This is a genomic window from Alloyangia pacifica (assembly GCF_020524285.1).
In the GTDB taxonomy this organism is placed as follows: Bacteria; Pseudomonadota; Alphaproteobacteria; order Rhodobacterales; family Rhodobacteraceae; genus Salipiger; species Salipiger pacificus_B.
Genome location: NZ_JAIVKX010000005.1, coordinates 121,194 through 134,320, shown reverse-complemented (window position 1 = coordinate 134,320; position 13,127 = coordinate 121,194). Strand labels below are relative to the sequence as shown.

9 protein-coding genes are annotated in these 13,127 nt (G+C 67.5%); 5 read left to right on the top strand and 4 right to left on the bottom strand.

The genetic code is table 11. The annotated features are described in order from the left end of the window. Positions 1-5: 5 nt before the first annotated feature. On the bottom strand, positions 6-3,275 hold the full coding sequence (locus LC039_RS08975) for a S41 family peptidase (RefSeq protein ID WP_226623375.1): 3,270 nt from the start codon (positions 3,273-3,275) through the stop codon (positions 6-8). A 197-nt stretch (positions 3,276-3,472) separates the two neighbouring features. On the opposite strand from LC039_RS08975, the gene LC039_RS08970 reads away from it, so the two are divergent. Continuing rightward, complete coding sequence (locus LC039_RS08970) at positions 3,473-3,946, top strand: nucleoside deaminase (RefSeq protein ID WP_226623373.1); 474 nt, start codon at positions 3,473-3,475, stop codon at positions 3,944-3,946. A gap of 15 nt (positions 3,947-3,961) precedes the next feature. Here the strand turns inward: LC039_RS08970 and LC039_RS08965 are convergent, their stop codons facing one another. After that, a complete protein-coding gene (locus LC039_RS08965; RefSeq protein ID WP_226623372.1) occupies positions 3,962-4,633 on the bottom strand; it encodes a GntR family transcriptional regulator in 672 nt (223 codons plus the stop codon). 107 nt (positions 4,634-4,740) lie between these two features. Here LC039_RS08965 and LC039_RS08960 point away from each other — a divergent pair, with 107 nt between their 5' ends. The 4 genes from LC039_RS08960 (at position 4,741) to LC039_RS08945 (ending at position 8,797) form a co-directional block, all read left to right on the top strand. Further along, positions 4,741-5,811 carry a 4-hydroxythreonine-4-phosphate dehydrogenase PdxA gene (locus tag LC039_RS08960; RefSeq protein ID WP_226623370.1) on the top strand — a complete coding sequence of 357 codons (1,071 nt, stop codon included), beginning with the start codon at positions 4,741-4,743 and terminating at the stop codon, positions 5,809-5,811. A gap of 51 nt (positions 5,812-5,862) precedes the next feature. Beyond that, positions 5,863-6,852, top strand: a complete 990-nt coding sequence (locus tag LC039_RS08955; protein ID WP_226623368.1) for a TRAP transporter substrate-binding protein — start codon at positions 5,863-5,865, stop codon at positions 6,850-6,852. Positions 6,853-6,923: 71 nt separating this feature from the next. Further along, positions 6,924-7,514, top strand: a complete 591-nt coding sequence (locus LC039_RS08950) for a TRAP transporter small permease (protein ID WP_226623366.1) — start codon at positions 6,924-6,926, stop codon at positions 7,512-7,514. Continuing rightward, positions 7,511-8,797, top strand: a complete 1,287-nt coding sequence (locus LC039_RS08945; protein ID WP_226623365.1) for a TRAP transporter large permease — start codon at positions 7,511-7,513, stop codon at positions 8,795-8,797. The genes LC039_RS08950 and LC039_RS08945 overlap by 4 nt, the downstream gene beginning before the upstream one ends. 42 nt (positions 8,798-8,839) lie before the next feature. Here LC039_RS08945 and LC039_RS08940 read toward each other — a convergent pair whose 3' ends face one another. Together LC039_RS08940 and LC039_RS08935 are read right to left on the bottom strand one after the other, a co-directional pair. Next, positions 8,840-9,808, bottom strand: a complete 969-nt coding sequence (locus tag LC039_RS08940; RefSeq protein WP_226623363.1) for an acetamidase/formamidase family protein — start codon at positions 9,806-9,808, stop codon at positions 8,840-8,842. A 170-nt stretch (positions 9,809-9,978) separates the two neighbouring features. Beyond that, complete coding sequence (locus tag LC039_RS08935) at positions 9,979-13,119, bottom strand: efflux RND transporter permease subunit (RefSeq protein ID WP_226623362.1); 3,141 nt, start codon at positions 13,117-13,119, stop codon at positions 9,979-9,981. Positions 13,120-13,127 lie beyond the last annotated feature (8 nt).

Genomic DNA, 13,127 nt, shown 5'->3' with positions numbered 1-13,127 from the left:
GGCCGCTACTTGTCGATCTCCCGCAGCAGCGCCGCCACGGCGGCCTCGAGCTGCGGATCGCGGCCCGCCTCGATGTCGTCCGGGGTAACCCGGACGATCTCGTCCGGCACGATCTCGCGGTTCTCGAAGAACTCACCCTCCACCGTGCGGAAGCCGAGCTGCGGCACGCCCAGCACCAGCCGTGGCTCGAGCAGCGGCGGGCGCAGCACCGCCGTGCCGGTGCCCGGCACCCGGTCGCCGACCGAGGGGCCGAGCCGCTCGCGGATGTAGTAGTGGGGGAAGACCGACGCATCCGAGTAGTCCCAGCTGTTCACCACCAGCGCCGTCGGCTTGGCCCAGCGGGTGTAGGGCGTGGTGCCGAGGTCGACGCCGCTGCGGGTCACCAGCCCCGAGTGGCGACTGCCGGTGAGAAAGGCGGTGAGCTGATCGTGCAGGAAGCCGCCGAAGTTGAAGCGCTCGTCGACGATCGCCCCCTCCTTGTCCAGCGCCTTGCCCATCAGGTCCGAATACACCTGCCGGAAAGAGGCATCATCCATCTTGCGCACATGGGTGTAGCCGAGCCGCCCACCGGAGAGCTCCTCCACCATGGCGCGGCGCGTCGTGACCCAATGCGCGTAGGCCAGCTCGGGCTCGGTGCCGGGCGGGGCGGCCCGCAGGGTGACATCCGTGGCCTCTCCGACCCCTGCCGGCTGCACGGTCAGCCGCAGCAGGTCGCCCGCCCGGCGGTTGAGCAGCGGGGCAATGTCCTCCTCCGGTCCGATCTCGACGCCGTCGACCGCGAGGATCACCGCCCCTTCGGCCAGTGGCGCCCCGACCAGCGCGGCGGGCCCGCCCGGCAAGGCCGCGGCGATGCGCACGCCGGGGCCGTCGTGCAGGGTGTCGTAGTAGAGCCCCAGCTCGGCGGTGCTGTCCCAGTTTGGGCTGTCCGAGGCGAAGCGGGTGTTGAGGTGCGATGCGTTCAGTTCCCCCAGCATCTCGGCCATCAGCTCGGCGAAATCCTCCCAATGCGACAGATGCGGCAGGTAGCGCGCATAGGCGTCCCGCATCTCGGGCCAGTCCACCCCGTGCATCCCGGCGTCGTAGAACTTCGACTGAACGAAACGCCAGTGGTGCTCGAAGAGGTACTCCATCTCGGCCACCGGATCGTAGCTGGCCTGCAGGTTGAAGGGCACCGGGGCGCTTACGCCGCTGGCCACGTCGACGATCTCGACCCCATCTGCATGCATGAGATACAGGGTTCCGCGATCCGGGCTGACCGCGAGGTCGACGATGCCCGCCAGCGAGGTCGCGAAGACCTGCCGCGGCCGCCGCGACGCCATGTCGATCACCGAGCCCGTCAAGACCCCGGCCGTCGGCTGGAAGGTGACCAGCAGCATCCCCGAATTGTCCGGCGTCATCTCGGCCAGCACCGGCACGACCGACGCGCCGGTGACGCGGGCCCGCCGGTAGCGCAGCCCGTCAAAGTCGGGCGCGAGCGGCGCTCCGGCGTCCTTGCCATCCCCGTCATCCCCCGCCGCCTCGATACCGGCAGGCGAACCGGCAGCCGCCTCGCCCAGCTCGCGCTGCAGGTAACCCTCGGGGGTCAGATAGGCGGCCATCACGTCCTGCATGCCGCCGTGTTCGTCGAGGTTGCGCTCCGAGAAGCGGTCGCTGGCCCAGAACACCACCGAGCCATCGGGGCTGAAGCCCGCCCCCTGATCGCCGAAACCCGAGTCCGAGATATTGTAGCGCAGGTGGTCTCCGAAGGTCTCGATCAGCTCTACCTCGGTATTCGCCGAGGCGAAACCGGTGGTGGTGAGGATGTAGCGCCCATCCGGCGACCACGCGAAGTCGAACTCGGCCTCGCCGTAGAAATAGGTGGCGCTGTCGGGGAGGATCTCGGTGCTTTCGCCGCTCGCGGCGTCCCAGATGCGAATCGCGTTGCGGTCGTCGCGGTAGGCGACGCGCGCGCCATCCGGGGCAAAGGCGGGCTGCAGGGCGTCGGTCTCGGTGTCGATGAGCCGGGCCTCCTCCAGCGCCAGCGCGCGCAGGAAGCTCTCGTCCTCCTCTCGGGTCAGCGCGGTCTGGTAGATATCCCAGTCGCCCGTGCGCTCGGCGGCATAAAGCAGGCGCCGCCCGTCCGGGCCGTAGCTGACCGAACGCTCGGCCTGCGGCGTGTCGGTGATGCGGCGCACCTCGCCGGAGAGCGGCGAGAGCACGAAGATGTCGCCGCGCGCGACGACGGCCAGTTCCATACCGTCCGGCGAGACCGCCGTCTCGGTGATCTGCTCGCCGAGATCGCCGTAGACCTCACCCTTGAGCAGCGTGCCCTGCCGGATCCGCACCGGCACCCGGACCGGTGCCTCGGCACCGGGATCAAGCCGCCAGATTTGCGTGTCATAGGTATAAGCCAGCGTGCCGTCATCGGCGGCGGAGACGAAGCGCACGGGCAGCATCTCATGCGCAGTGACGCGGGTCGGCGCCCTCTCCCCCGCGAGCGGCATTTGCCAGATGTTGAAGGTCTCCGGCGCGGCATCGGGATCGGCGATCCCCGCCTCGGGCATCTCGGTTGCCCAGTAGAGCGCGCTGCCATCCGCCGAGAAGGCCGGGCTGCGGTCGCTGCCGCGGTAGTCGGTGAGGCGGCGATGGGTGCCGGCCTCGGTGTCATAAAGCCAGATGTCGGTGGTCCCGTCCGAGATCTCGCGCTTGCGCCAGGCCACCTCGGGCGAGGTGCGGTCGACATAGGCCAGTGACTTTCCATCGGGGCTGACGTCGAGCTGGCCGGTGGGCAGCGGCATCACCAGCCGGGGACGCCCGCCCGCGGCGGGCACGCGCATCACCACGCCCGCGATCATGCCGAGCCCGGTCAGGTGATCGGCGGTCGGGGTTCCGAGCCGCTCGGCGGAGAAGAGCACCTCCGCGCCATCGGCGGAAAACGCCAGCGGGTGCTCGGCCCCGGAATGCCGGGTCAGCCGGGTGATCTCGCCGCCGTCCACCGACATGACGAAGACGTCGGCGATGTTGAACCGGTCGGAGGCAAAGGCGATGCGGGTGCTGTCGGGGGACCAGACCGGCGACGTGCTGCGGAACTGCCGTTCGGTGAGCGGCACCGCCTCGCCCCCCTCGCTGGGCACGATCCAGATCTGGCCGCGGTAGGTGAAGGCGATGGTGGACCCGTCGGGCGAGATTTGCGGCCCCCGCACCCAGTAGGGCGCGGCATCCTCCGCCCGTAGCCCGGCCGCAGACTGGGACAGCGCGAGCAGGACGCCCGCGAGAATGTGCAAAATCGACTTCATTGAAAAATCTCCGGCAGCCGGCTCTATGCAACCGAGCGTAGACGCTCGGGGCCGCTGTGTCATTCCAAAGCCGCACACTTGCCTGCCGCGAACGCCCTGGCCCCGTGCGGATTTCCCGCACAGGCTGCGCGCAGAATTCCGGCCGCACCGCACCCTCCGAGGCGCTATGATGCCCTGACTCAAGCAAGGGACCTGACATGAAGGACACCGACCTCGCCCATCTGCGCGACACCGTCCGGATCGCCCAGGAGAGCCGCGCCGCAGGAAATCACCCTTTTGGCGCGCTGCTGGCAGGGCCGGATGGCGCGGTGCTGATCCGCCGCGGCAATGGCTACCAGGAGGGCAAGGGCGTCGCCCATGCCGAACTTCTGGTCGCTCAGGAGGCGAGCCGCCTCTACCCGCCGGAATTCCTCGATGGCTGCACGCTCTACACTTCGGTCGAGCCCTGCTGCATGTGCGCCGGGGCCTGCTATTGGGCTGGCATCGGCACGGTGGTCTACGGCATGACCGAGAAGCGGCTTGCCGTGCTCACCGGCGACAACCCCGAGAACCTCACGCTCGACCTGCCCTGCGAAGCGGTGTTCGGCGCCGGGCAGCGCAGGGTCGAAACCCGCGGCCCCTTCCCCGAGATCGAGGAAGAGGTCGCCGAGGGGCACCGCGGCTTCTGGTAAGCTCCCAAGGACCGCTCAGAGCGAGTCCTTCACCCGGTCCCATGTATTGGTCAGGTGCCGCGACATGACCTCGCCCAGCCGGTCGCCGTCGCGCGCCTCCAGCGCGGCGATCATCTCCTCGTGCTCGGCGACGGCCTCGGCCCAGTAATCCTCGGTGCCGTTGCCGACGAAGCGGATGCGCTTCAGCCGTCCCTGGATGTTCTGCTGAATCTCCTGCAGCGTCTCGTTGGCCGAGAGTGCCGCCAGCCGCGAGTGGAATTCCTGGTTGAGCTTGTAATAGGGCAGCCGGTCGCGCTTGCGGTAGTAGCCCATCATCTCCTCGTGCAGCGCCCGCATGGCCGCGATGTCCTCGTCGCTTGCCCGGGCGCAGGCGGTCTGCCCGGCGAGCTTTTCCAGATGCCCCAGCACCTCGAGCATGGAAAACACGTCCTGCGGCGAGAGCTTGCGCACCGTCGCCCCGCGCGAGGGCTGGATGACGATCAGCCCCTCGGCCGCCAGCGTGCGCAGCGCCTCGCGGAACGGGGTGCGCGAGACGCCCAGTTGCTCCAGCAGTTGCACCTCGTCGATGCGGCTGCCGGGCTCGAGGTAGCCCTCGATGATGAGATCCCGGATCCGGTTCGCGACCTGATCGTGCAGGGATTCCTTCTTGATTTGCAATGGCATGGCCGAGGAAGACGATAGGTCCATGACACCTCCGGAATTGCTCTTTTTCATAGGTTAGCAAGTTTTTCCTTGCCTTGCGATACCGTATCGGAAAACAAAATATACAAAATACATGCGGAGGAGAATCGAATATGCGAGTCGCATTGGCGATCGGGGATGCCGCCGGGATCGGGCCTGAACTGGCCGCGAAGATCGTGGCGGACGCGCAGGCGAACCTTGGCGACCTGATCGTCATCGGGGACGCGCGGCTGCTGGCAAAGGGCGCAAGAGACGCCGGGGTGAAAATCGATCTGCCGGTCATCTCCACCGCGGATCTCGCAAGACCCCTGCCCGCGGGGTCGGTTCTGCTCGATCTGGGCAATTGCGATCCGGCCTCGGTGCCGCCGGGCAAATCCTCGGAGGCCGGGGGCCGCGCCTCGCTGCAGAATTTCGCCACGGCTCTGCTGCTCGGCAAGGCGGGGATCGCGGGTGTCTGCGCCTTCACCCCGTTCAACAAGCATTCGATGCGCCTCGCCCGGTCGAGCTACGTCGACGAGATCGGTTTCGTCGACGCGGTGATCGAGGCCGAGCAGTCGGGCCGCGAGTTCAACGTGCTCGACGAGGTGTGGAACGCCCGCGTCACCTCGCACATCCCGCTGAGCAAGGTGGCGGCCACGATCACCACCGAGCGCGTCGCGAACAGCCTGAAGCTCACCTCGGACGTGATGACCGCCGCGGGCATCCCGAACCCGCGCATCGGCGTGGCCGCGCTAAACCCGCATGCCGGGGATGGCGGCAATTTCGGCCACGAGGATGACGAGGTGATCGCCCCCGCCATCGAAATCGCCAAATCCCAAGGGATTAACGTGACCGGCCCCGTGCCCTCGGATACCGTCTTCGTGCGGGCCATCAAGGGGGGAGAGTTCGACGCGGTGATGACCATGTACCACGACCAGGGGCAGATCGCGATGAAGCTGATCGGCTTCGACCGGGGGGTGACGCTGATCGCCGGCTACCCCTTCCCGATCGTGACCCCGGCGCATGGCACTGCCTTCGACATCGCGGGACAGGGCCGCGCCGACACCGGCGCGACCTTCAACGCAATCGCTCTCGGCCGCAAGCTGGCCGGGCTGCAGCCCCGGCCACCGGCCACGGAGGAGGACCGCAGCCGCGCGGTCGGGGCGATCGCGGCGCTCACCGAGCCGGAGGTTCTGGCCGGCTGAGCCCACCCCCACCCCCACCAACAGGACCAAGCACTCAGGGAGGAGACACACTTGGAACTCAAGCATATCGCACTGATCGGCGCCGTCGCCGTCACGCTGCAGGCCGCGCCTGCGCTGGCGCAGACCGAGATCATCTTCGGCATCAGCGCCGCCGATGGCTCGCTGCAGGACCAGACCGCCGAGGAATTCGCCCGCCGCGCCAACGAGAAGCTCGGCGACATGGCAGTAGTGAAGGTCTTTGACAGCTCGCAGCTGGGCAAGGACAAGGACATGCTGCAAAAGATCAAGCTGGGCACGATGCACATCACCCTGCCCAGCTCGACCATGCCCGAGATCGCGCCGGAATACGCGCTCTTCGACCTGCCCTTCCTCGTCGCCGACCGCCAGCACCTGGCGAAGATCGACGAGGCGCTCTTCGACAGCGTGCTGAAGCCCGCCGCCGAGGCTAAGGGCTACAAGCCGCTGGCGATCTGGGAAAACGGCTTCCGGCAGATCACCAACTCCAAGCACCCGGTCACCACGCCCGCCGACCTCAAGGGGCTGAAGATCCGCACGCCGAACTCGAGCTGGCGCGTGGCGATGTTCCAGGAGTACGGCGCAAACCCGACGCCGATGCCCTTCTCCGAGCTCTTCGTGGCACTGCAGACCGGCGTGGTCGACGGGCAGGAAAACCCGATGACCAACATCTACGGCGGCAAGCTCAACGAGGTGCAGGAGTATCTGTCGCTGTCCAACCACGTCTACTCGCCGGCCTATCCGACCGTCGGCGTGAAGGCCTTCGAGAAGCTCGACCCCGAGGTGCAGCAGATCATCGAGGAGACCGCCAAGGAGGTCGCCTTCTGGGCGCGGGACACCGGCGAGGCGCAGGACGGCGAACTGGTGGGCAAGCTCGAAGAGGGCGGGCTCGCGGTCAACAAGACCGACCGGGACGCCTTCGTCGAGGCCTCCAAGCCGATCTACGAGAAGTTCGCGGCAGAGGTCGAGGGCGGTCAGGAGATGATCGACCAGGCGCTCTCGCTGGCCAATGGCTCGGGCTCCTGAGCCACACAGGTGAACCGGCGGCGCGGGTATCCCGCGCCGCCTCTCCCCTCGCTGAATTCACGGAGGCAACCTTGCTGTCCCGTCCCACCCGCTGGCTTGACCTGTTCCTGCAGATCGCCACCATCGCGATGATCGTCGCGCTGGCCTGCGTCGTCCTCCTGGGCGTCGCCTACCGCTACAGCGGCCAGTCGCTGATCTGGTACGACGAGGTCGCCGCGGCGCTCCTCGCCTGGATCACCTTCACCGGGGCCGCGCTGGCCGTGGTGCGCAATTCCCACATGGGCTTCAACGGGCTGATGTTCGGCCTGCCCGGCGCCGGGCGCTTCGCGCTCTTCGGCCTCGTCGAGGTCTTGTTCCTGACGATCTGCCTGATCGTTGTCTGGGCCGGCTGGGCGATCCTCGAGATCTTCGGCGACGAGGTGATGACCACCGTCCGCTTCGTACCCCGTGCCGTGCTGCAGGGCGTATTGCCGGTGAGCTTCGGGCTGATGATCCTCGGCCGCCTGCTGACCCTGCCCGAACGCCTGAAGGCGGTGCGCGACGGCGTCGACCCCGACACCGCCGAGATCGAACACGAGATCGCCCGCGCCGAGGCCGAGCTGGCCGGGGCCCGCGACAAGAGCCACCGCAGTCCCGCTGCCGCCCGAGAGGCCACCCAATGATCGAAGCCGGTATCCTGCTGTTCATGTTCGTGCTGATCGCGGTCGGCATGCCCATCGCCTTCTCGATCCTCGGCTCGGCGCTGCTGGGGGTCTTCCTGCTCAACGGCGAGTTGGGCTTTCTCAACGCCGCGCTGTCGCTCTACGACGGCGCCACCAGCTTTCCGCTGATCGCCATCCCGCTCTTCATCCTTGCTGGCGCACTGATGAATACGGGGGGCATCTCGACCCGGCTCATTGCCTTCGTCTCGGCGCTGATCGGCTTCGTGCGCGGCGGCCTGGCGATGGTCAACGTTGGCGTGTCGATGTTCTTTGCCGAGATCTCCGGCTCCGCCGTGGCCGACGTGGCCGCCACCGGTTCGGTGCTGATCCCGGCGATGAAGCAGAAGGGATACAAGCCGCGCATGGCGGCGGCGATCACCTCCTCGTCGGCCTCGCTCGCGATCATTATCCCGCCGTCGATCCCGATGATCCTCTACGGCGCCATGTCCGACACCTCGGTGGTCAAGCTCTTCGTCGCCGGTATCGTGCCCGGCGTGCTGGGCGGCGGGCTGCTGATGGGCCTGTCCTACTACATGGCGCGGCGCTATGACCTGCCGCGCGACGAGGCCTTCTCTCTGCGCCGCCTCGCCGAAACCGGCAAGGAGGCGTCCTGGGCCCTGATCCTGCCGGTGGTGATCCTCGGCGGCATCTTCGGCGGCGTGGTCACGGCGACCGAGGGCGCGGCGCTGGCGGTGGTGGCGGCGCTGTTCATCGGGGTCTTCATCTACCGCGAGATCGACCTGCGCCATCTCTACCAGGCACTGGTGGACGGGGTTCTGCAGACCTCGGTGGTGATGCTGATGGTGGCGGCCTCGGCGGTGCTCGGGCTCTACCTCACCGAGACCGAGATGCCGCAGCGGCTGGCCGCGGGCATCACCCAGATCACCACCAACCCCTTCGCCGTGCTGATGATCATCAACATCTTCCTGCTGTTCGTCGGCATGGTGCTGCACGGTGCGGCGGCGATCATCCTGACGGTGCCGATCTTCATGCCTCTGGTGCACGAGCTTGGCATCAATCCCATCCAGTTCGGTATTCTGCTGACGCTGAATATCGCGCTTGGCCAGCAGACCCCGCCGGTCGCGAGCGTATTGATCACCTCCTGTTCGATCGCCCGCACCGACGTGTGGCGGACCTCGGTCACCAACCTGCCCTTCGTGGGCGTGCTGGTGCTGGTGCTGCTGCTCGTCACCTACGTGCCCGCGGTGTCTCTCTCGCTGGTGGACCTCGTCTACGGCATGTAGCGGGTCCGTCGCGGGTCGGCTCTCCCCGGGGCCGGCCCGTGATCAGCGGGCCACGGTGCCGCTTTCGAGGATCGACTTGCGCAGGCGGCCGTGCACGCCCTTTTCCTGGTTCACCGACTGGGTGATGGCGAAATCCGCCGCCAGCGAGCAAAGCTGATAGGCCTCGGTCTCGCTGATCTTCACCCGCTCGCGGACCATCGCGATCATCTGGCGCAGGGCGATCTGCAGGGCGGTGTCGAGGCTGGCGTGAAAGCCCATCGAGATCAGCTCGGCCCCGGTTTCCGCGCGCGGATGATCGATCGCCGTGGTCCCGGCCTTCAGCAGATCGAAGCGGAAGGTGCCGGTGAGCGCGGTCTCGAGCGCGGTGATGCAGACCTCGCCGTCCCCCTGGCAGCCATGGCCGTCCCCGCAGGAGAAGAGCGCGCCCTCGGCCTGCACCGGCAGGTAGAGCGTCGCCCCCTCGGTCAGCAGCTTGAGGTCCATGTTGCCGCCGTGCAGGCGGGGCTGGATCGACGTGAGCTCGCCCCACTCCGGCGCCGGCGCCACCCCCATGACGCCGAAGAAGGGCGCCAGCGGCAGCTCCGCCCCCCAGGGCAAACGACAGGTCTTCGTGTCGCGGTCGATGGGGATCAGCGAAACGGCGTTCTGCGAGACCGGGAACTCGCCGGGCAAGGTGCCCGAGGCCGGGCGCACGAGGTTGAAGCCCCAGTCCGCGCCCAGCTCGATGCGCTCGATCTCGACCTTCAGCACATCGCCCGGCATGGCGCCCTCGATCGCCACCGGGCCGGTCAGCAGGTGAGCGACGCGCGGCAGGTCCGCGGCGAGGATGTCCCGCAGCTCGGGAGCGACGGTCATGCCGGAGCCCTCCGCCGGCAAGAGCTCCTCGCGCCCCGAGAAGGTCTGGATGGTCACCCGCTCGCCGGGTTTCACGGTCATGACCGGCGGCAGCTCCGACCAGAAGCGCCCCCAATGGACGGTCTGCGGCGTGGCGGCGAGGTGATGATGGGTCATGGCATCGGGCTCCGGGTTGGGTCGAGGCAGCTTCGCGATGCGCGGATAGAAGGTAAAGAGCCCAAAGGGGTTCAGCAGTCACGGCGCAACGCAAGCCGGGCGGACAGCCCCCCTCAAAGCAGAAGAGCGGGCCCGAGGGCCCGCTCTGTCATCTCATGTCTCGGCCAGGATCAGCTCGCCATCTCGGCCCGCTTGGCAGCCAGCTCGCGCTCTTTTTTGCGGCCGAAGATCTTCATCACCACGACGAAGAACAGCGGCACGAAGAGCACGCCCAGCACGGTGCCGGTGATGGTCCCGCCCAGCACCGCTGAGCCCACCGCCTGGCGCCCGCCGGCGCCCGCGCCGGTGGACAGCACCAGCGGCACCACGCCGAGGCTGAAGGCCAGCGAGGTCATGATGATCGGACGGAAGCGCTGGCGCGCCGCCTCCTTCACCGCGACCAGCAGCGGCTCGCCATGCTCTTCATAGCGTTCGCGGGCAAACTCCACGATCAGGATCGCGTTCTTGCCGGTCAGACCGATCACGGTCAGCAGGCCGACCTGGAAGAACACGCCGTTCTCAAAGCCGAACCAATAGGCCGCGCCCATGGTGCCCAGCACGCCGATCGGCATCGCCAGCATCACCGAGAAGGGGATGGTCCAGCTTTCGTAGAGCGCCGCGAGGCACAGGAAGATCGCCGCCAGCGACAGGCCGTAGAGCAGCCCGGCGGAGCCGCCGGAGTCGCGCTCTTCCAGCGACAGGCCGGTCCAGGCGATCTGGTAGCCCGGCGGCAGCTGCCCCGCGAGACGTTCCATTTCCGCCATGGCCTCGCCCGTGGTCACACCCGGTGCGGGCGAGCCCTGGATCTGCATCGACGGCACGCCGTTGTAGCGGTTCAGGCCTTGCGGGCCGTAGGTCCAGCTCTCCTTGGTGAAGTTGGCGAAGGGCACCAGATCCCCCGAGGCATTGCGCACGCGCCACTTCTCGAGATCCGAGGGGGTCGCCCGGCTGTCCGGTTCGCCCTGCACGTAGACCCGTTTGATCCTGCCGTTGTCGTTGAAGTCATTCACGTACTGGCCGGCCCAGGCGATCGACAGCGTGTTGCCGACATTGGTCGGGGTCACGCCCATCGCGCCGGCGGCCCGCCAGTCGATGTCGAGCTTGAACTGCGCCGCGTCCTCCAGCCCCGAGGGCCGCACCGAGGCGATCAGCGGGCTCTGCGAGGCCATACCGAGCAACTGGTTGCGCGCGGTGAGCAACTGCTCATGCGTCTGGCCGCCCTGCGCCTGCAGGTAGAAGTCGAAGCCCGAGACGTTGCCCAGCTCGATCACCGCCGGCGGCACGATCGGGAAGACCATGGCGTCGCGGATGCCCATGAACGCCGGGAAGGCCCGGCCCGCCACCGCCTGCACGCTCTGCGCGGGCGACGGGCGCTCCTCCCAGTCCTTCATCCGCACGAAGGCGAGGCCCATGTTCTGGCCCTGCCCCGCGAAGGAGAAGCCGACCACGCCGAACACCGAATCCACCGCTTCGGACTCATTGGTGTTGAAGTGGTTCTGCACCTGCTCGACCACGTCGAGCGTGCGCTCGGCGGTGGCGCCGGTCGGACCCTGGATCAGGGTCATCAGGATGCCCTGGTCCTCGTTCGGCAGGAAGCCGGTGGGGGTGTTGTTGAACAGGAACACCATGCCGTAGCCAAGCGCCGCGTAGACCACCATCATGCGCAGCGGGCGCTTGATGATGTGGCCCACGGTGCCGGCATAGCCGCCGGTCAGCTTGTCGAACCCCTTGTTGAACCAGCCCAGCGGGCCGCGGTTGCTGTGATGCGCGTCCTTGGACTTGAGGATGGTTGCGCAGAGCGCCGGCGTCAGGGTCAGCGCCACGACCACCGACAGCGCCATGGCCGAGACGATGGTGATCGAGAACTGGCGGTAGATGATGCCGGTGGAACCCCCGAAGAAGGCCATCGGCACGAACACCGCCGACAGCACCAGCGCGATGCCGATCAGCGCGCCGGTGATCTGGCCCATCGACTTGCGGGTCGCCTCGCGCGGGCCGAGGCCCTCTTCTTCCATGATCCGCTCGACGTTCTCGACGACCACGATGGCATCGTCGACGAGCAGGCCGATGGCCAGAACCATGGCCAGCATGGTCAGCGTGTTGATGGTGAAGCCCGCAAGCGCGAGGATCGCGAAGGTGCCGAGGATGACCACCGGCACGGCGAGCGTCGGGATGATCGTCGCGCGCAGGTTCTGCAGGAACAGCAGCATCACGAAGAACACCAGGATGATCGCCTCGATCAGCGTCTTCTGCACCTCGTGGATCGAGATCTCGATGAACGGGGTGGTGTCATAGGGGATGACGTAGCTCACGCCCTCGGGGAAGAACTCCGAGTATTCCTCGATCCGTTCCTTGACCCGCTCCGCGGTCTCCAGCGCGTTGGCGCCCGAGGCGAGCTGCAGCGCCATGCCCGAGGAGGGCTTGCCGTTGTAGCGCGCGATCGTCGAGTAGTTCTCGGCGCCGACCTCGACCCGCGCCACGTCCTTGAGCAGCACAAGGCCACCGTCGGTTTCCGAGCGCAGCACGATGTTGCGGAAGTCCTCGGGGGTGCTGAGCAGCGACTGCGCGGTGATCGTGGCGTTGAGCTGCTGGCCCTCGGGGGCGGGCAGCGTGCCGAAGGCGCCGGCCGAGATCTGCGCGTTCTGTGCCGAGACGGCGTCGACCACGTCGGACGGGGTCATCTCGAAGGCCGAGAGCTTGGACGGGTCGAGCCAGATCCGCATCGCGTATTGCGCGCCGAAGACCTGCGCCCCGCCGACCCCCTCGATCCGGCTGAACTCGTCGACGAGGTTGGAGTTCAGGTAGTCCGAAAGGTCGGCCTGGTCCATGCGGCCGTCATTCGAGATCAGGCCGATCACCATCATGAAGGAGGACGAGGCCTTCTCCACGGTGACGCCCTGGCGCTGCACCGTTTCGGGCAGCAGCGCCGTTGCCTGTGAGAGCTTGTTCTGCACCTGCACCTGCGCCACGTCCGGATCGGTGCCCGACTCGAAGGTCAGGGTGATCGACGCCGTGCCCGCCGAGGTCGAGGAGGAGGACATGTAGCGCATGCCGTCGAGCCCGGTCATCTGCTGCTCGACGATCTGCGTGACGGTATTGGCAACCGTCTCGGCCGAGGCGCCGGGGTACTGCGCGCTGATCCGCACCGAGGGCGGCGCGATCTCGGGGTATTGCGCGATCGGAAGGGTGAGGATCGAGAGTACCCCGATCCCCATGATCAGGATCGAGATCACCCAGGCAAAGACCGGGCGGTCAATGAAAAAGCGTGCCATTGTCAGGT

Coding starts and splice junctions, on each gene's coding strand:
- LC039_RS08975 (WP_226623375.1), bottom strand. CDS start 3,275: ATGAAGTCGATTTTGCACATTCTCGCGGGCGTCCTGCTCGCGCTGTCC.
- LC039_RS08970 (WP_226623373.1), top strand. CDS start 3,473: ATGAAGGACACCGACCTCGCCCATCTGCGCGACACCGTCCGGATCGCC.
- LC039_RS08965 (WP_226623372.1), bottom strand. CDS start 4,633: ATGGACCTATCGTCTTCCTCGGCCATGCCATTGCAAATCAAGAAGGAA.
- LC039_RS08960 (WP_226623370.1), top strand. CDS start 4,741: ATGCGAGTCGCATTGGCGATCGGGGATGCCGCCGGGATCGGGCCTGAA.
- LC039_RS08945 (WP_226623365.1), top strand. CDS start 7,511: ATGATCGAAGCCGGTATCCTGCTGTTCATGTTCGTGCTGATCGCGGTC.
- LC039_RS08940 (WP_226623363.1), bottom strand. CDS start 9,808: ATGACCCATCATCACCTCGCCGCCACGCCGCAGACCGTCCATTGGGGG.
- LC039_RS08935 (WP_226623362.1), bottom strand. CDS start 13,119: ATGGCACGCTTTTTCATTGACCGCCCGGTCTTTGCCTGGGTGATCTCG.